14 protein-coding genes and 1 pseudogene are annotated in these 17,071 nt (G+C 61.0%); 8 read left to right on the top strand and 7 right to left on the bottom strand.

Annotated features, from left to right (window positions below; genetic code table 11):
* Positions 1 to 112: 112 nt before the first annotated feature.
* A complete protein-coding gene (locus YUA_RS0111485; protein WP_245285142.1) occupies positions 113 to 277 on the bottom strand; it encodes a hypothetical protein in 165 nt (54 codons plus the stop codon).
* Between the two features lie 292 nt (positions 278 to 569).
* On the opposite strand from YUA_RS0111485, the pseudogene YUA_RS0111475 reads away from it, so the two are divergent.
* The 3 genes and pseudogenes from YUA_RS0111475 to YUA_RS0111465 all read left to right on the top strand — a co-directional run.
* Positions 570 to 917 (top strand): annotated as a pseudogene (locus YUA_RS0111475) (alpha/beta hydrolase fold domain-containing protein); the annotation flags it as partial.
* 117 nt (positions 918 to 1,034) lie between these two features.
* Complete coding sequence (locus YUA_RS0111470) at positions 1,035 to 1,283, top strand: hypothetical protein (RefSeq protein ID WP_027530819.1); 249 nt, start codon at positions 1,035 to 1,037, stop codon at positions 1,281 to 1,283.
* Positions 1,284 to 1,630: 347 nt separating this feature from the next.
* On the top strand, positions 1,631 to 2,683 hold the full coding sequence (locus tag YUA_RS0111465) for a type II asparaginase (protein ID WP_245285141.1): 1,053 nt from the start codon (positions 1,631 to 1,633) through the stop codon (positions 2,681 to 2,683).
* A gap of 74 nt (positions 2,684 to 2,757) precedes the next feature.
* Here YUA_RS0111465 and YUA_RS0111460 read toward each other — a convergent pair whose 3' ends face one another.
* Positions 2,758 to 4,380, bottom strand: a complete 1,623-nt coding sequence (locus YUA_RS0111460) for an ABC-F family ATP-binding cassette domain-containing protein (protein WP_027530817.1) — start codon at positions 4,378 to 4,380, stop codon at positions 2,758 to 2,760.
* Between the two features lie 194 nt (positions 4,381 to 4,574).
* Between YUA_RS0111460 and YUA_RS0111455 the strand changes: the two genes are divergently transcribed.
* The 4 genes from YUA_RS0111455 (at position 4,575) to YUA_RS0111440 (ending at position 9,748) form a co-directional block, all read left to right on the top strand.
* Positions 4,575 to 5,663, top strand: a complete 1,089-nt coding sequence (locus YUA_RS0111455) for a hypothetical protein (RefSeq protein ID WP_027530816.1) — start codon at positions 4,575 to 4,577, stop codon at positions 5,661 to 5,663.
* A 166-nt stretch (positions 5,664 to 5,829) separates the two neighbouring features.
* A complete protein-coding gene (locus tag YUA_RS0111450; RefSeq protein ID WP_027530815.1) occupies positions 5,830 to 8,601 on the top strand; it encodes a xanthine dehydrogenase family protein molybdopterin-binding subunit in 2,772 nt (923 codons plus the stop codon).
* Positions 8,598 to 9,122, top strand: coding sequence for a (2Fe-2S)-binding protein (locus YUA_RS0111445; RefSeq protein ID WP_027530814.1), 525 nt, complete (start codon positions 8,598 to 8,600; stop codon positions 9,120 to 9,122). Before YUA_RS0111450 ends, YUA_RS0111445 begins: the two co-directional genes overlap by 4 nt.
* Before the next feature lie 11 nt (positions 9,123 to 9,133).
* A complete protein-coding gene (locus tag YUA_RS0111440) occupies positions 9,134 to 9,748 on the top strand; it encodes a hypothetical protein (RefSeq protein ID WP_027530813.1) in 615 nt (204 codons plus the stop codon).
* A 137-nt stretch (positions 9,749 to 9,885) separates the two neighbouring features.
* Here YUA_RS0111440 and YUA_RS0111435 read toward each other — a convergent pair whose 3' ends face one another.
* Positions 9,886 to 10,746 (bottom strand): hypothetical protein, encoded by an 861-nt coding sequence (locus tag YUA_RS0111435; RefSeq protein WP_027530812.1) that lies wholly within the window; start codon positions 10,744 to 10,746, stop codon positions 9,886 to 9,888.
* Between the two features lie 456 nt (positions 10,747 to 11,202).
* Here YUA_RS0111435 and YUA_RS0111425 point away from each other — a divergent pair, with 456 nt between their 5' ends.
* Positions 11,203 to 12,483 (top strand): lipoprotein-releasing ABC transporter permease subunit, encoded by a 1,281-nt coding sequence (locus YUA_RS0111425; protein WP_027530811.1) that lies wholly within the window; start codon positions 11,203 to 11,205, stop codon positions 12,481 to 12,483.
* A gap of 107 nt (positions 12,484 to 12,590) precedes the next feature.
* On the opposite strand, the gene YUA_RS49895 is transcribed toward YUA_RS0111425, so the two are convergent.
* The 4 genes from YUA_RS49895 to YUA_RS0111405 form a co-directional block, all read right to left on the bottom strand.
* Complete coding sequence (locus tag YUA_RS49895) at positions 12,591 to 13,586, bottom strand: PEP-CTERM sorting domain-containing protein (RefSeq protein ID WP_198029401.1); 996 nt, start codon at positions 13,584 to 13,586, stop codon at positions 12,591 to 12,593.
* Between the two features lie 73 nt (positions 13,587 to 13,659).
* On the bottom strand, positions 13,660 to 14,946 hold the full coding sequence (locus YUA_RS0111415; RefSeq protein WP_027530809.1) for an NAD(P)-dependent oxidoreductase: 1,287 nt from the start codon (positions 14,944 to 14,946) through the stop codon (positions 13,660 to 13,662).
* Between the two features lie 497 nt (positions 14,947 to 15,443).
* Complete coding sequence (locus tag YUA_RS0111410) at positions 15,444 to 16,265, bottom strand: alpha/beta fold hydrolase (protein WP_198029400.1); 822 nt, start codon at positions 16,263 to 16,265, stop codon at positions 15,444 to 15,446.
* A gap of 209 nt (positions 16,266 to 16,474) precedes the next feature.
* On the bottom strand, positions 16,475 to 16,981 hold the full coding sequence (locus YUA_RS0111405; protein ID WP_027530807.1) for a GNAT family N-acetyltransferase: 507 nt from the start codon (positions 16,979 to 16,981) through the stop codon (positions 16,475 to 16,477).
* Between the last annotated feature and the right edge of the window lie 90 nt (positions 16,982 to 17,071).

Genomic DNA, 17,071 nt, shown 5'->3' with positions numbered 1-17,071 from the left:
CAAACCTTTGAGTCCGCATATTGTTCCTCCTGCACGGTGGAGATTGCAAGGGGACGTAACGAGTCCGCACGAAAAAATTCGTGAGGGCATAACCTCCTCCGGCCTCTCTAATTCAGTCGGCAAAGCCGACGTATCGCACGATCTCGTCGTTGCCCTCGCGCTCCGAACGAACGGCATTCGCGGCAAAGTTGTCGTCGGGATATCCCATCGCAACGCAGGTCATGATGACCTCGTCCTCGGGAATCCCGGCGACATCGCGCACGATGTCGGAGCGCATGATGCCCTGCCCGTTGATCACCGAACCGGCACCGGCCTGTTCTTGAAACCGCGCACGCTGCGGCGCGACTGGATCAGCGTTTCGAATTCCACCTCAAGGCCTCCCTGCCGGTTCGTTCGGTTGCACGGCACCTGCAACACGTCGCCGGTTGCCGATGCGGCGCGCGAAATCTATGCTAACCCGCAAGCAAGACCAAGAACCCTGCGAGGACCAAAAATGGCGGCACCGCTCGATCCCGTCATCGCCCAGATCATTCCGCTGCTGCCGCTGCGCGATCCGACCACGATGACCCGAGAATGCCGAAGGCTACTTCCTCTCGCGTGCAGTCATGGAATGGTTCGCCGGCCATTATCTCGCTGACGCCAGGTACGCCACCGACTGGCGGGTCTCGCCGCTGCGTGCCGCCTCGCTCGCAGGCCTCGCGCCCACGATCGTCACCACCGCTTGGTTCGATCCGCTGCGCGATGAAGGCGCAGCCTATGCACGGGCGCTCGAGACCGCCGGCGTACGTGTGAAGCATCACGAAGGCGCCGGCCTCATCCACGGCTATTTCGGCCTCGGGGACGCCTCCGAGGTCGCCCGTGCCGAGGCGCAGCGTGCACGCGCCGACTTCAAGGCGTTGCTGGCGCGCGGGGTCTAGAGACCTGGGCGGACAAAAATCCGTAATGTCGGTCGTGCCCCGGCCCCGATCCTGCTTGATTGCGCCATGATTCCGGGCTCCAATCCGCACGCCAATTTTTGGTTTAGGGAGACACCCATGACGAAGCGGATTTTCCTGGCGGCAATCGTTGCCACTTTTGCGGCGGGCTCGGCGCTGGCCGACGACACCTGCGAGAGCAAGGCGGTCGGCAAGGACGGCAAGGCGCTCGCCGGCGCGGCCAAGACCTCGTTCATGAAGAAGTGCAAGGAAGACGCCTGCACGCCCAAGGCCGTCGGCTCCGACGGCAAGCCGCTCGCCGGCGCCGCCAAGAACAGTTTTATGAAGAAGTGCGAGATGGGCGCCTGATCGCAGCGAATTCGCTGCTTCTTTAGCCAGCAATCAGCAAACGAACTCCGTCATGGCCGGGCAGAAGCGCGAAGCGCGTCTTCGCGCTAGATGTCCCGGCCATTCACGTTCTCTGCACTCGGAGCCAAGATCGGGGATACCCGGGACAAGCTCGGGCATGACGACATAGACGCCTCCCCCTCGCGCGCCGAGCGCCCAAACCAAATCATCTGATGACATCACAACCCTAGACAGAAAGCCTCGGCCGACGGATCATGGAGTGCTGAGCGAATTGGGGCGCACCGGCCTTCCAGGAAAGGGACGTCAAGATGTGGCAACTTCGAGTGCGTAATCAGATATTGGCAACGGTGAGCTTGCTCTTTGCGCTGCTCATCAGTCTTGAAGCCGCGAATGCAAGGGGCGCCGGTCTGCCCAACGTCATGGTACTGGCAACCGGTGGCACGATCGCCGGTACCGGGGCGAGCAGCACCACCGTGGTCGGTTACACCGCAGCCACGGTGGGCATCGAGACCCTCCTGAACGCCGTGCCCGAACTGAAGGCCGTGGCCAACGTCAAGGGCGAGCAGGTTTTCCAGATCGCCAGCGAGAACATGAACAATGACTACTGGCTGAAGCTTGCCAAGCGCGTCAACACGCTCCTCGCGCAGGACGACGTCGACGGGATCGTCATCACGCACGGAACCGATACGATCGAGGAAACCAGCTATTTCCTGGACCTGGTGGTCAAGAGCCGGAAGCCAGTCGTCATCGTCGGCGCGATGCGGCCATCGACCGCGATCAGCGCGGACGGCCCGATCAATCTCTTCAATGCCGTGATCCTCGCAGGCAGTGAAGAAGCCGTCGGCAAAGGCGTGCTCGTCGCTCTCAACGATCAGATCAACGCGGCGCGCGAGGTCACGAAGAACAACACCTCGACGGCAGACACTTTCCGTACGCCCGAACTCGGCTTTCTCGGTTACATGCAGGGCAACAAACCGTACTTCTATCGTCAATCGACGCGCCGGCATACGGCGGACTCTGAATTCGACGTGTCTAACCTCGATGCCCTGCCGCAAGTCGATATCGTTTACGGCTACGCCAACATGAACCGTGTCGCGGTCGACGCTTTTGTCGCCGCCGGGGCCAAGGGGATCGTGCATGCAGGCGTGGGTGACGGCAGCCTTGCCCGGCCCGCGGTTGAGCCGGCCCTCGACGAGGCCCACAAAAAGGGTGTCGCGATCGTTCGGAGCAGCCGTGTCGGAAACGGCATCGTCGCGCGCAATGGCGAAGCAAAGGACGACGAACATGACTTCATCGTCTCGGATACGCTCAATCCTCAAAAGGCGCGTATCTTGCTGATGCTGGCGCTGACCAAGACGACCGACAGCAAGGAAATCCAGCGGATGTTCTACACTTATTAGGGCGTCGCAGTCTCGGTGAGCGCGGAGATTGATCCCGGATCGCGCTTGCGCGCCATCCGGGCCATCGCTCATCCCTACGACCGCAACCCCGGCGCTTCCTGCCCGGTGCGCGCGACATACTCTGTGTAGCCACCGCCATACTGGTGGATTCCTTCCGGCGTCAGCTCGAGCACGCGGTTCGACAGCACGCTGAGGAAATGGCGATCATGCGAAACGAACAGCATGGTGCCCTCGAAATCCGACAGCGCCGTGATCAGCATTTCCTTGGTGGCGAGGTCGAGATGGTTGGTCGGCTCGTCCAGCACCAGGAAGTTCGGCGGATCGAACAGCATCTTGGCCATCACCAGCCGCGCCTTCTCGCCGCCCGACAGAACGCGGCAGCGCTTCTCGACGTCGTCGCCGGAGAAGCCAAAGCAGCCGGCGAGCGCGCGCAAGGAGCCCTGCCCCGCGGTCGGAAACTGATCTTCCAGCGACTGGAACACGGTGCGCTCGCCATCGAGCAGATCCATCGCGTGCTGGGCAAAGTAACCCATCTTGACGCTGCCGCCGATCGCCACGCTGCCCTCGTCCGGCTCGCTCGCGCCCGCGACGAGCTTGAGCAGCGTCGACTTGCCGGCGCCGTTGACGCCCATCACGCACCAGCGCTCCCGGCGGCGGATCATGAAATCCAGCCCGTCATAGATGCGCTTGGCTCCATAGCCCTTGAACACCTTCTTCAAGGCGACGACGTCTTCGCCGGAGCGCGGCGCCGGCAGGAAGTCGAACGCCACGGTCTGGCGGCGGCGCGGCGGCTCGACCCGCTCGATCTTGTCCAGCTTCTTCACGCGACTTTGCACTTGAGCAGCGTGAGACGCGCGCGCCTTGAAACGCTCGATGAACTTGATCTCCTTGGCGAGCATCGCCTGCTGGCGCTCGAACTGCGCCTGCTGCTGCTTCTCGTTCAGCGCGCGCTGCTGCTCGTAGAATTCGTAGTTGCCGGTATAGGTCGTCAGCGAGCCGGAATCGATCTCGACCACCTTCGAGATCACGCGGTTGATGAACTCGCGGTCATGCGAGGTCATCAGCAGCGTGCCTTCGTAATCGTGCAAGAACTTCTCGAGCCAGATCAGGCTTTCCAAATCAAGATGGTTGCTCGGCTCGTCGAGCAGCATGACATCGGGGCGCATCAAAAGAATGCGGGCCAGCGCCACGCGCATCTTCCAGCCGCCTGAGAGCTTGCCGACGTCGCCGTCCATCATCTCCTGGCTGAAGCCGAGGCCGGACAGGGCTTCGCGCGCACGGCCGTCGAGCGCGTAACCATCGAGCTCTTCGAAGGCGTGCTGCACCTCGCCGTAGCGCGCGATGATCTCGTCCATCTGGTCGGCCTTGTCGGGGTCGGCCATGGCGGCTTCGAGCTCGCGCAACTCGGCCGCGACCTCGCTGACGGGGCCTGCGCCATTCATCACCTCAGCCACGGCGCTGCGGCCGGACATCTCGCCGACGTCCTGGTTGAAATAGCCGATGGTGATGCCACGATCGGTCGAGACCTGCCCCTCGTCGGGCAGTTCCTCGCCGGCGATCATCCGGAACAGGGTGGTCTTTCCGGCGCCGTTCGGCCCGACGAGGCCGATCTTCTCGCCCTTGTTGAGGGCGGCGGAGGCTTCGATGAACAGGATCTGGTGGCCGGCTTGCTTGCTGACGTTGTCGAGGCGGATCATGGCTGTCTTTTGGGGGAATGTTGCGTTGCGGCGTAATAGGCCATGCGGGCCGCCAGGGGAAGCCCGGCCGGGCCCGGGTTTCGTCCCCCTCCTGACAAATCCTTAGCAATTTTCGGCCAGAAACGCGGGTGGCGCCGTTAGACGCACGTCCGTCGACCTGACGCCTGCTGAGAATGCTCCCGGGGGGACTACCGATGAAAACTCGCTTTGGCACGGCCATAGCTGCCGCACTGATGCTCGGCGGCAGCGCCGCAACGGCTCAGACTCTACCCGACTACATGGCGCCGATCTCCGGCAAGACCAATGCCGCGCCGGGCGATGTCGCCACCAAGGACGTGCTTGCGCTGAACACGGCCATGTTCGAGCTCTATGGCGACGCTGCAAAAGTGTTCCAGAAGAACATCCTCGACAAGCACCCCGTGATCCTGGGCCTGTTCTCCGGCGCCGGCGGACGCCTGATCCTCTACCGGCCGGGCCAGCCGCCGCTCGACGCGCCGCAGGTGCCAGTGGTCTATCAGCTGCTGAAATCGATCGGCCACAGCACCATGGCGCTGGCCGAGGTGGTCGGCCCCTATGTCGACAATCCCGACAACAAATCCTGGCGTGGCGCGATGCTGGCCTTTCGCAGCCGGATGCAATCAGCGCTGGACAGCCTCGACGCCACGCCGATGCAGGCCGACTGGCGCGACAACAACCGCACCATCCTGAAGAACAACATCGCCTTCATGGACGAATGCCTCGCCGGCGGCGTCATTCCGTTCGCCAAGTTGGAGGCTTTCGGCAAACGGCAGGCCCCATTCCTCGCCAGGAACGTCGCGTGGGCGGCCCAGACCCAGGTCGCGCACTGGATGGGCGTGCTGGCCGACTGGAAGGCCCAGCTCGGTCCCGACTGGGAGAAGACCTATGCCGCCAGCAACACCATCTACGTCGCACGGCAGAACAACGTGATCTTCAGCGTGCTCGCGCAGTTCTTCGGCGCCGACGCCATCAACACGCGCCTGCTGCTGATCGAAACGGTCTCGTTCACCACGACGCCATCAGACATGCTGGAATCGCTGACGCGGATCATCGCAGATCGCTCGGTCGGCGCGCTGTTTTTCGGCAATTATCACCTGATGGATTACGAGCTGATGGGAGGCGACGCGCGCGCCGCGATCATCGCCGAGACGGCGAAGCGCGGCATGACGCCGTTCCTGCCCCCGCTGGTCCCGTTCGGCTCCAAGCAATGGCCGACCCTGGTCACGCCAGGCCCCGGTCCCGCGACCATCGCCGACCTCAAGTGAAGGCTTGAAGTGAAAGGCTTGGGCCCGACGAAAGGCGGCCGCGTTCGCGCGCGCCGCCTTCACCTCTCGTAAACGGCCGCCCTGTTCTATTCCCGCATGGGCGAATCATGACAGCTTCGGACCAGCGTTGGCGCGTATCCAAGAGACCTTGTACAAGGATGAGATCATGCGGCCTTCGCGACGCGAGTTCGTGAAGTGGTTGTCGGCGGGCGGCATTTCGGTCAGCCTGTCGCACCTTGCTTCGGCCGCAAACGCGCCCTTCGCGGCACACGAGACGCTGCCCGGACGCGGCAATTTCAATCCCGCGACAAAGGGCGCCGGCCGCGTCGACGGCGTCGCCAAGGTCACCGGCGCAAAGCTCTACGCCTCCGACTTCCGCGCCAACGACCTGCCGGGCTGGCCGCAAACCACCTCGCACGCGATCCTGGTTCGCGCCAATGATGCCACGCATGTCTACACCGGCATGGACCTCGCCCGGCTCGCGGGACCACTCAAGCCTTCGGTCGTCGTCACGGCCAGCGATCTCGGCCGCATCGGCACGCAAGTGCCGGAATTCTATGCCGGCGATTTGTTCTGCCCCCTCGGCAAGACGCCGCTCTATCTGGGACAGCCGGTCGCGCTACTGATCTTCGAGACATTCGACGCCTTCGACCAGGCGCGGCTCGTGCTGCGCGACGGCACCTTCGTCAAATTCGGCGAAGAGACTGGCCCTGTGATCGCGCCCGATTACGGCTCCTACCGCTTCACCCGTGTTGCAGGCCCCTCGCCCGACAAGCCCGACCTCTATTCGCCGATCCAGGCTGGCTGGGTCTCGCCCAAGAAGGTGCAGAACGCAGCGTTGCCGGTGTGGTCGCCGCTCGCCAGGGAGATGCCGGCCGACTACGTCAAGGCGGCCAAGCTTGGCGATCAGATCCGCACTGAGTTGGCCGCGGACAATGCCTCTCTCCTCGTGCTCGACCGCGAGTTCGAGACGCAATCGGTCGACCCGATGTTCCTGGAGCCGGAATGCGGCCTTGCCTGGTACAGCGGCAAGGGCGGCAATCTCGAGCTGGTGCTCGGCGTGCAGTCGCCCTATGAGGCCGCGGAGTCGCTCGCGCATCTGCTCGGCAAGGCCCACGCGCCCTACAAACCCTCGCACATCAATGCGCAGTTCGCCCATGTCGGCGGCGGCTTTGGCGGCCGCGACCACACGCCATTCATTCTCTATGTCGCGCTCGCCGCGATTCTCTTCCCGGGCAAGCCGGTGCGGCTGGCGCATGATCGCTATCAGCAATTCCAGGGCGGCATCAAACGTCACCCGATCAAGATGCGCTCGCGCATCGGCATTGATCGCGCGACCGGCCTGATCAAGGCGTTCGCCGCCGATCACGTCCTCGACGGCGGCGGGCTGCAGAACTTCTCCACCAACGTCGCGGTGGTCGCCGCAACAGGCGCGATCGGTATCTACGACATCCCCAAGGTCGACGTCACCACGATCGCGCTGCATTCGCGCGGCGTCACTGCCGGCTCGATGCGCGGCTACGGCACGCTGCAGACCATGACCGCGCTCGAGGCGCTGATCGACGAAGCGGCCTCCGAGCTCAAGCTCGACCCGATCGAATTCCGCCGCCGCAATGCATTGAAGCAGAACGGCCGGACCATGACCGGCAATCCCTACATCGTCTCGGTGCGGACGCCCGAAATCCTCGACAGACTGGAAAAACATCCGATCTGGCAGCAGCGCGCGCAGCTCAGGCAGACCTCCGGCGACCGGCTGGTCGGCACCGGTGTGGCCTGCGTCACCAAGGACTACGGCTCCGGCGCGGACTGCTCGCTCGGCCGCGTCGAGCTCGGCGCCGACGGCAGAATCGCGATCTTCTGCGACCATGTCGAGATGGGCAACGGCATCGGCACGGCGCTGGCGAACCGCGTCGCGAGCCATCTCGGCGCCATCGCCGATGAGGTCTCGGTCGCCCGCGTCGACAGCTACGACGTGCTCGGCCTCGTGACCTCCGGCGATCCCTACACGATGGACCAGAGGACCCAGGACGCAGCGGAACGCAATCCACGCTGGGTGCCCTCGATCTCGTCTGCGACATCGGCCTCGATCGGCGCCCATGTCGGAACGCACTCGTCATCCGAAGCCGCCCGCGTCATCTTCCGCTTCGGCCTGTGGCCGGCGGCATTGGAGCTGTGGCGCATTCCCAAGACCGATCCGCGCGCCAGACAATGGGCGAATGCGAGCTGGCAGAACGGCCAGCTCACGATGCCTGGTCTCGCGCCGCTGGCGCTGCCGGCGCTCGCCGCAACGGCGCATGCGCGCGGCTTCGTCACCGGCGCGGTCGCGCACAGTTTTTCACGCTGGGCCTGGTCGCGCGCACGCTTTCCGATGTTCGGCGAGCAATATCGCGCCGACATCGACGCGCTTGCGATCCGCCGCGGCAACACCAGGTTTGAACGGATCAACCGCACGAGCGTCAAATTTCCGCCGACCGACAACAATCGCATCGGCACCGCCTATACCTCGATGTGCGGCACCCTGGTCCGCGTCGAGATTGACCGCGCAAGCGGCGCGCTTCGCATCGCCAAGGCCTACAGCGTGTTCGAATGCGGCACCGCGCTGGTGCCTGAGGTGGTGATGGGCCAGTCCCATGGCGGCTTCGCCATGGGCGTCGGCTACGCGCTTTTGGAAACGCTGCCGCCGTTCGAGGGCGGCCCCGGCAACGGCGAGTGGAATCTCGGCCGCTATCTGGTCGCGCGCGGCTCCGACCTGCCCTTGCGCGATCTCGAGATCGAGATGCTGAAGCCGCTGACCCCTGACGAAGCGCCAAAGGGCATGGCGGAGGTCGTCATGATCCCGATCGTGCCCGCGCTGATCAACGCCATCCATGACGCCACCGGTCATCGTTTTCGCGCCCTGCCGGTCACGGCCAATCTCCTGAAGGGAGTGCTCGCGTGACGACCCTCAGCCTCACCATCAATGGCCGTAAGCATGGTCCGATGGACGTCCGCGACGATCTCTCGATGAACGATTTTTTGCGCGAGATGCTCGGCATGACCGGCACCAAGTTCGGCTGCGGCGCCGCGCAATGCCTGAGCTGCGCCATCATCGTCGACGCGCCCGATGGCACGAGCTACACCAGCCCGACCTGTGTCGCGCCTGCTGTGAATTTCGACGGCAAGTCGATCCGCACCGTCGAGGGCCACGCCAAGGACGGCCAGCTCTCGGCCCTGCAACAGGCCTTCATCGATCACTTCGCGTTTCAATGCGGCTACTGCACCGCCGGCTTCCTCAATGAGGGCCAGGTGCTGCTCGAACGTCTCTCGCGCGCGCCGGTCGCCCGCGAGGCGCTGGAGCAGACGATTGCGGATGCGCTTGACGGACATCTCTGCCGCTGCACCGGCTACATCAGATATCACGAGGCGGTGCGCGACGTGATCCTCGCCGATTCCAGCCGTTATCTCGTCGCCACCAAATGAGTGCGGCAAGGATGATCACCGCGCGCCTCAAGATCATGGCCGTGATGGCGACGCTGACGAGCAGTCTGTGCGCCGGTTACGCCGCGTCGGACACGACGAGCCACGCCCTCGCTTCGCCCGAAAGTTTTGCTGACATCGCCGACACCGACAAGCGCTCGGCCGCGATCTTCACCGAGCTCGGACGAGTGCTGACGCATCCACGCTGCACCAACTGCCATCCGGCCGGCGACAGCCCGCGCCAGGGCGACACTCCCCGCATTCATCAGCCGCCGGTCACGCGCGGCGCCGACGGTCACGGCATGGAAGCGATGCGCTGCCACACCTGCCACCAGAATGCCAATTTCGAGCCCGGCCGCATTCCCGGCCATCCCGAATGGCACCTCGCCCCGCGCGAGATGGCCTGGGAAGGCAAGACGATCGGCGATATCTGCGAGCAGATCCGCGATCCGGTGCGCAACGGCGGCCGCAAGGTGGAAGCGCTGATCGACCACATCGGCAAGGACACCCTGGTCGGCTGGGCCTGGAAGCCCGGCTTCGGCCGCGCGCCCGCCCCGGGCACGCAGGAGCAGGCCGGTGCGCTGGTGGAGGCCTGGGTGAAGACGGGGGCGGCGTGCCCGGCGCCGTGATGAGGCGTTGGGGCGAGTGCTTAATCGACGCCGGCTTCTAAAGATAAACCGAAAGTCGCGCCATTTGATCGCCGTCGACGGCTTATGATCCAAAAGCGACTCGCCGGATGAAAGTGCTGTACGCGTTCTAACCAACGTCAGGATGCGCAATTTACAGTGAAGCTTGTCCAGCCGCATTGCCCGCCGCCAACACTAAAGTTATGGCGAACGTTCTTCTTTGGATCCCCGTTTCCCTGGCAAAAGCGTCGATTGAAAGTATCGTATGTGAGATCTGATCCACCTCCGATCGTCGCATAGTCGGCACAAGAATAGACGACCGCTCCTGGAAACAAACACGCGGCATCGCCACCATTTCCCACGCAGATATGGACTGGCCCGAGGCGCCCTAGCGTCGGCGGGATCAAGGCGTTGGTGGGGTCCTTTGCGCTTCTCAAATCGTCCTCAGCCATCTCCTTCAGTTGATCTGCTTTGAGACCGTTGAGGACGCCGGCACGGACTAGAAAAAGAAGAACAGTCGCTCGCGCTCGAATGTCAGTGCTTTTTGCTAACTCGCTTTGGATGATTGTGTAGGCGAATTGACGGTCATCCTTAGAAGCTGCTCGAGCAGCCTCTGCATTGGCTGCAGATTCCTGGAGGTCGCTCTTTAGCTGCGCTATTTGAGCCTCACGCTTGGTATCTGACTCCTTTTGGGCCTCGTTGATCACACCCTTAACTTGTTCGATTGTGACTGAATTTGCGGTCGCTTGCTTACTCTGAAAATATGAAACAACCGAGTTTGCGCCGATCGTAATCAGCCCAACGAGCGCGACAACAAGAGGAGTGTTGTGCCGCAGCTTGAGCTTTTCGAGGCTATCCGCGGCGCGCTTGTCGATCGCTTGTTGCGACGCGAGCTCTTTCCGAGCTCTTTCCTCGAATTGCCTTTCTAGAAGGATTTTTTTAAATTCAGGTTCAACCGACGGGTCCTTTAGAAAGGGAAATTCGTCAGCGATATTGTTCATGGGTGCCCCCGGGGGTTCAATACGGAGCCTCCTCAAATCTTCAGCCATATTAATTGGTTCGGGGCGACTTGCGAAGTGCCTTTCAATCGGGATGCACGGGGGAATTGTGCTTGCCGGACGCGCTGCGTCGCAACAAATTGCGCTGCTCGCTCTCAGATATCTCTTGATGCCTCCCAACCAGCATACCCTTGCCCGAGGCGGCCGTGCACACATATCGACTTCAACATCGGTTTCCATCAGCAGTATACGCTACGAACTATGCGTAGACGCCCGACGCCCTTCGCATCAGCTTGAGCGAGGCCGCCAGCCGAAGGCTGCGCCTCGCTGCGAGCGCACCGCCTTCGAGCTTGCCACTGCCGAAGTTGTGGATGCCGGAGAATACATCCGGCCCGTGAAGCAACTCGCCACTCTAGCCAATCCAATCGGAACTAGAGAAAATGACCGTCCTATAGGATGATGGATGAGACCGTGATGGATTCGCCACAAGCAGGCCCCTTTGCACCGTTCGAGTGGATGCTCTCGGCGCGCTATCTGCGGGCCCGCCGCAAGGAAGGGTTCGTCTCGGTCATCGCCGGGTTTTCGTTTCTGGGCATCATGCTCGGGGTCGCCACGCTGATCATCGTCATGGCGGTGATGAACGGCTTTCGCACAGAACTTCTCGGCAAGATGCTCGGCTTCAACGGACATATTGTGGCGCAGCCGCTGGAAAGTCCTTTGACTGATTGGAAGGATGTCGCCGACCGCATCAGTCAGGTGCAGGGCGTTCGGTTGGCGATACCGGTCGTTGACGGCCCGGCCCTGGCCTCGTCGTCGAATGCCTCCGGCGTCCTGGTGCGCGGCATTCGGGCCGTTGATCTCAATCAGCTTCCCTCGATCGCCAATAACATCAAGCACGGGTCACTCGAACATTTTGACGAAGGCCAGGGCGTCGCCATCGGCCAGGGCCTTGCCGATCAACTCTCCGTCCATGCCGGTGACGCTATCACGCTCGTTGCGCAGCGCGGCGCAGTCACGCCGATGGGCATGATGCCGCGCGTCAAGAAATATCAAGTCGCCGCCGTGTTCGAGATCGGGATGTCCGAATACGATTCGGGCGTCATCTTCATGCCGATCGCGGAGGCGCAGGCCTTTTTCAACCGCAATCTGGACGTCACCGCGATCGAGGTGTTCACTGCCGATCCCGATCGCATCGACCTGTTTCGCAAGACGGTGGCGGAAGCGGCAGGTCGACCGATCTTCCTGGTCGACTGGCGGCAGCGCAATGCGACCTTCTTTGGCGCGCTAGAGGTCGAGCGCAATGTGATGTTTCTCATCCTGAGCCTGATCATACTGGTGGCCGCACTGAACATTGTGTCCGGCCTGATCATGCTGGTGAAGGACAAGGGCAGCGACATCGCGATCCTCAGGACCATGGGAGCTTCACAGGGTGCGATCATGCGAACGTTCATGATCACCGGCGCCTCGATCGGCGTTGCGGGGACGCTGGCCGGCTTCGTCGTCGGGCTTCTCGTCTGCGTCAACATCGAATCGATCCGACAATTCATGTCCTGGCTGACCCGCACCGACTTGTTCCCGCCCAAACTCTACTTTCTGTCCAAGCTGCCAGCGGAAATCGATCTCGTCGAAACCGCTGGGGTCGTGACCATGGCCCTGACCCTATCGTTCCTCGCGACGCTCTACCCATCATGGCGCGCTGCGCGGCTCGATCCCATCGAAGCTCTGCGACAGGGAGGCTAGTTGCGGCGGTGACCTGCAGAGGCGAAATGGTGTCAAGGCTGGCGCAATGCACCGCAAGTAAAAGGCCGCCCGAGAGGCGGCCTTGCTGAACTTTCGTCGTCGTGTCATCAAACCACGCGCAGCGTGCTCTTCTTGCGGAACGCCATCAACCCTGTGCCAAAAAAGCCGAGGATCATCATGGCCCATGTCGAGGATTCGGGGACGGCTCCGATGTTGGAGCTGAAAATGAGGTTCAGCTCACCGGGGTCGAACGTCGCAGGATCGATAGCGAATGTCGGATCAACGAACGACGATATCGAGGCGCTGCTGCCAACGTAAACATTTGCCGATACGTAGGTGTACAGGGTTACCGTGTAGATTTCGTTGGTTGAGACCGTAAATGGTCTATCGGTCTCGGACCAGGTTGCCGAGGTCAGGGGCACCCCTATCGTACCCACGCTTTCATTGAGTCCCAGCTGAAGGCCGTAGCCGAAAGCCTGCGTCGCGTATCCGCGATCAATGAGCAGCATGGAAATTGCGGAGTCATCTATGATGTCCAGCATGCTGCCAGAAGCCGAGATCCGGCCCGCCGCGGTGACATCCAGGGTGAGGTGTCGGTTTTGAGAGCTCAGAACTTCGAAATAATAAGTTACAGCTCCGCTCGCAGCTCCACCCATGTAGCCACTGCCGGGAGCGTTACCGGGGCCAGCCTGCAAATGAAGGGTGGCCAGGGCTGAGGGAGAGGTGCTCGCGGTAAAAGAAGCTTGCCCAGACCCTCCGTTCGCTGACGTTGCGGAGACGGATGTCGTTCCAAATTGGCTTGAGATCGCACTCGAACCTTCGCCAATGCAACACCCGGTGATGCCGTTGGATCCTGCTCCAGCGGTGACAATCGCATCTGGCAAAAGCGTATTGGCCAAGGCCGACGTGGAGCAAAGAGCACTGATTGTGGCGAGAGCAAATTTAAGTCGCATTCCGAGCCCCTTTAAGTAGCGTTTTAAGGCCAAATTAAATTCGTTAAACCACCCAGAGATTAAGGTTCCCCGGAACTCTTGCAAGCGGTACTTGTCAATATTTCTGTCGATTCGTCCTGCGACCCAAACTGCGTGGCGCGCTCCACCCATCCTACGTACCGGATCCCCCCGGAGCGTATTTATTAATGCCCCGCTGCCACTCGGGAATTTGTCGGCGGATCTGCTAGGGCCCATTGAAGCACTCCTTGAGCCACCATTCGCGATTGTCAAAGTCCGCGCGCTTAACACAGAATTGCTCGGTACTCATACCGTTGATGTCAAGCCAACAGTCCACCAGGTTCTTCTGGATCTCGACTCCCAATGGAACGATGTTGCTCCCTTCAATCGCGTGAGGCTCGAGATCTGCTAATGCCTGACAAACCCCCGCCAAGACCAATGCGCGGGTAAGAGCAATCTCACTTTCCTCCTCCCATTCGTGCTCGCGATCGAAATTGATCGGAAAACCCCCGTTCAGAATGTTGTGCAATCCACCCGCTCTGATCGTTACATCTTCGAATGGGTTCTGGCTCTCAGTTGGGATGGCGTAGCGGAAGAGGGACTGAAATTCGACGTCCCTCGAAGAACAGCTCGCGAAGATTTGGGGCGCCGCCATCGCTTCCAGAGCGTTCCCGCAGCCTTCGAATATGTCTTTTCCCACGCAACCAAATATGACTTCGGCTTTACGTAGCAGCTGGTCCAACGAGGCCGCATTTTCGTATCGATGCGAGCGAACGTCCCGACTCTTGTCATACACGACAATATCGGCGCCATGAGCAGACATGGCGTCGGCGAGCGCCTTGCCAACGGCGCCGTATCCTACAACGCCGATTTTCCGGCGCTCCAGCTCGCTGATCCGTGCAAAGACCTTACGGGTGATGCCCTTTGCAATGATCTTCGACTCGAACCACCTCTTTGCAGCGGAGCCCGCGACATTGACCTTGAGGATGCGTCGATCGTGAAACGGTGGTCGAAACAGGCCCGAAGTGGTTTGCTGCACCGAGACCGTTTCAAATCGAGAAGCCAGCCCATAATTAAACCAGCGTTCGGTAAGCGTGCCACCATCGTCAAGCAAGACGACCCTTGGAGGCTTTCGTTCGTACTTTCCAAATTCATCCGCGATTTCACATGCCCTGTTGAGGGAAACGGCGGCGTATTCATCGTAAAGTCCACGCCGCAATTCCCCCTCCGAAAGCAACACCCGAAATCCCATCTGTCGCTTCAACTCTTGGAGTGAATTTGGGATTGTAGAATAGGCTTTTGGGATGACGATGATTTTCGACGGATCGAAGCCGACTTTCTCGATCAAAAAGGAAAGGAGCTCCACAGAAGAAGGCAGGCAATGAATGTGGGCGAAAATGACGGCTTCAGAAATTGCAGATTTTGGAGCGAAGCCGTCGCGCATCAAAAAGTCTGGACGGACCTGCCCAAGAAGCTGAGTCAGTGGAGTTCCGTTCGACCGATCGTCCGCCATTGAGCAGATCCACAGCGTCGTCGAAATGGTTGGCGAAAGGATCCGGCCACGCCTTGTCAGGCCGCGATCAAATGGTTTTGTCGATGTGCGCCGATCTCCCGTTATTTTTAGCAATTATTCTCGAGTTGGGATGTGAACGACGTCACAACTCGACGTATTTATTCTCACGCTAACAACTAATGATAGGCGCAATGGGAGCTTGGCGGCTTTGTCGGCGACCCCAAGGCCGAGCGCAGACGTGTCGACTTCAACCCACCTTTCACCAGCAGACCGGACCCTGCCCAACGCCCTTCGCATCAGCTTGAGCGATGCCGCCAGCCGCAAGGAATTACGGTGACAGTGCTGGAATCTCCGTAATCTCGGTGCCACCCTGCGGGCTGCAGCGTCCGTCAACGCTAGGCTACACCGACGGTTGAGTGCACTGTCACCGTAATCCTCGTAATCCTATGGCGGACAGCACGCACCTCGGCGTGATGTCTGCACCTCATCGGTCGATCTCACGCGGCTTGCAGTATCAACTCGCTCACACGGTCTGGTGCATCGAGCATGGCCATGTGCCCCACGTCCGGCAATTCGAATGTGGCCCAAGACTTGTCGCTCTTGCAGTCTGCAAGTGCCTTGTCAAAGAGCGACTGTGGAAATTTTGGGAGGCGGATGTATGTCTTCTTCGCCATCTTTTGGAGCGCCCCGGAAACCTTGATCTGCTGGAGATAGGTGCCGACTGGATGCGCAGTAGCTTTGGATTCGACGAATGCCCGATCGCGTTCGGCAACAATAGCGTCGGTCGAAATCTTCACTAATCCCCGAACGCCTGGCTCGCCCTTGTCAATGGCCGCTTGTATGGCTTTGCGAACCGTCTCGACTGCAAGGTCCGACACCCTTTGCCCGTCGGCCGGAATGTAGGCATCAAGCCATACAACCGATGAGACGCGATCGCCGATGCGTTCGAGCGCGCCCGAGCCTACAAAGCCTGCATAGGACCACGCCACAAGGCAGACGTTCTCGAGACTTTCCCATTCGATCAGGTTGACGACGTCGGCGATGTGGGTGTCCAGATTGACGTCCTTGCTCAGCAAATGCGAGCGCTCGCCTAAGCCCGTGAGTGACGGAGCGAACACTTTGTGGCCGCCCTGTTCGAGCCGGTCAGCGACCCGGCGCCATATCCAACCGCCGCAAAAAGCGCCGCTAACAAGGACGAAGGTCCTTCGCGCCGATTGCGCGCCGGCGGTATTGATCGCGCCGGAGCCCGCTGCTGCCACGAGACCGCCAGTTGCAGCACTGCAAAGCATGCGGCGACGTGTAATTCCACTCTTCGTCATGACAAAATTCCTATTGTCCATCGGACACTACGCCGTTACACAACCTCTAGCATTTCAGACGTTTGAGGACTGGTCATCCCCTAAACGGGTGACGAAATGCCCCACGGTGACCCAGCCCCTGCCGTCCTTGCGGACCACGGAAGTACGGTGGCAGTGCATTAAATAACTAGCTATCGCCATCCTGCGGGCTGCAGCATCGGCAGAATAATTCAGTGCCGCGAGAGATCCTTTGCCATAAGAACCAAGTCGTAGTAGCGGCCAGCTTGCTTCAGAGCGTTCTTCTCCACGCCGTACTCCAGGAAGCCCAATCTCGCGTAAAGACGCCGCGCCTGTTCATTGTCCACCACCACGCTGAGCTGGATCAGCTCAACCTGCTGACGGGCGTGATTGCATACCGCTTCGACCAACCGTCGACCGACCTTGGCATTCCTTGCGGCGGGTCGAACGTACATTCCCCAAAGCGCGCCCTTGTGAGCTTCTTTCTGGCCCTGCTGGACAGCAAAGCCGACAATGCCAACGAGCTCTGTGTCGCGGAACGCGCCGAGCACTGTAGAGCTGCCGAGCCGATCCAAGAACAAACTCAGCGGCTGAGCATCTTCAACCTCGAAGGTGCTACCGAACGCTTCCGGGTTGGCTTGGAGAGCCTCCAATCGTATGTCTCGATAGAGGGCTGCGTCCTCCCGTGCGAGGCGACGTATCTCAATGTCGTCGGTCATCCTTCGTCCTCACCAGCAGGCAGGGAATATTCCTAGTGAGTTGCACAACATAGCGACCAAGTTTGTGCGGCAGCGCCGTGTGTCGCGATG

Source organism: Bradyrhizobium sp. WSM3983 (assembly GCF_000473045.1).
Taxonomy (GTDB): domain Bacteria; phylum Pseudomonadota; class Alphaproteobacteria; order Rhizobiales; family Xanthobacteraceae; genus Bradyrhizobium.
Note: the sequence above shows the minus strand (reverse complement) of the source record. Positions and strands in the feature narration are given on the sequence as shown.

Coding starts and splice junctions, on each gene's coding strand:
- YUA_RS0111470 (WP_027530819.1), top strand. CDS start 1,035: ATGACGAAGCGGATTTTCCTGGCGGCAATCGTTGCCACTTTTGCGGCG.
- YUA_RS0111415 (WP_027530809.1), bottom strand. CDS start 14,946: ATGGCGGACGATCGGTCGAACGGAACTCCACTGACTCAGCTTCTTGGG.
- YUA_RS0111455 (WP_027530816.1), top strand. CDS start 4,575: ATGAAAACTCGCTTTGGCACGGCCATAGCTGCCGCACTGATGCTCGGC.
- YUA_RS0111435 (WP_027530812.1), bottom strand. CDS start 10,746: ATGAACAATATCGCTGACGAATTTCCCTTTCTAAAGGACCCGTCGGTT.
- YUA_RS0111440 (WP_027530813.1), top strand. CDS start 9,134: ATGATCACCGCGCGCCTCAAGATCATGGCCGTGATGGCGACGCTGACG.
- YUA_RS0111485 (WP_245285142.1), bottom strand. CDS start 277: ATGCGCTCCGACATCGTGCGCGATGTCGCCGGGATTCCCGAGGACGAG.
- YUA_RS0111405 (WP_027530807.1), bottom strand. CDS start 16,981: ATGACCGACGACATTGAGATACGTCGCCTCGCACGGGAGGACGCAGCC.
- YUA_RS49895 (WP_198029401.1), bottom strand. CDS start 13,586: ATGGGTGGAGCGCGCCACGCAGTTTGGGTCGCAGGACGAATCGACAGA.
- YUA_RS0111460 (WP_027530817.1), bottom strand. CDS start 4,380: ATGATCCGCCTCGACAACGTCAGCAAGCAAGCCGGCCACCAGATCCTG.
- YUA_RS0111425 (WP_027530811.1), top strand. CDS start 11,203: ATGGATGAGACCGTGATGGATTCGCCACAAGCAGGCCCCTTTGCACCG.
- YUA_RS0111410 (WP_198029400.1), bottom strand. CDS start 16,265: ATGACGAAGAGTGGAATTACACGTCGCCGCATGCTTTGCAGTGCTGCA.
- YUA_RS0111450 (WP_027530815.1), top strand. CDS start 5,830: ATGCGGCCTTCGCGACGCGAGTTCGTGAAGTGGTTGTCGGCGGGCGGC.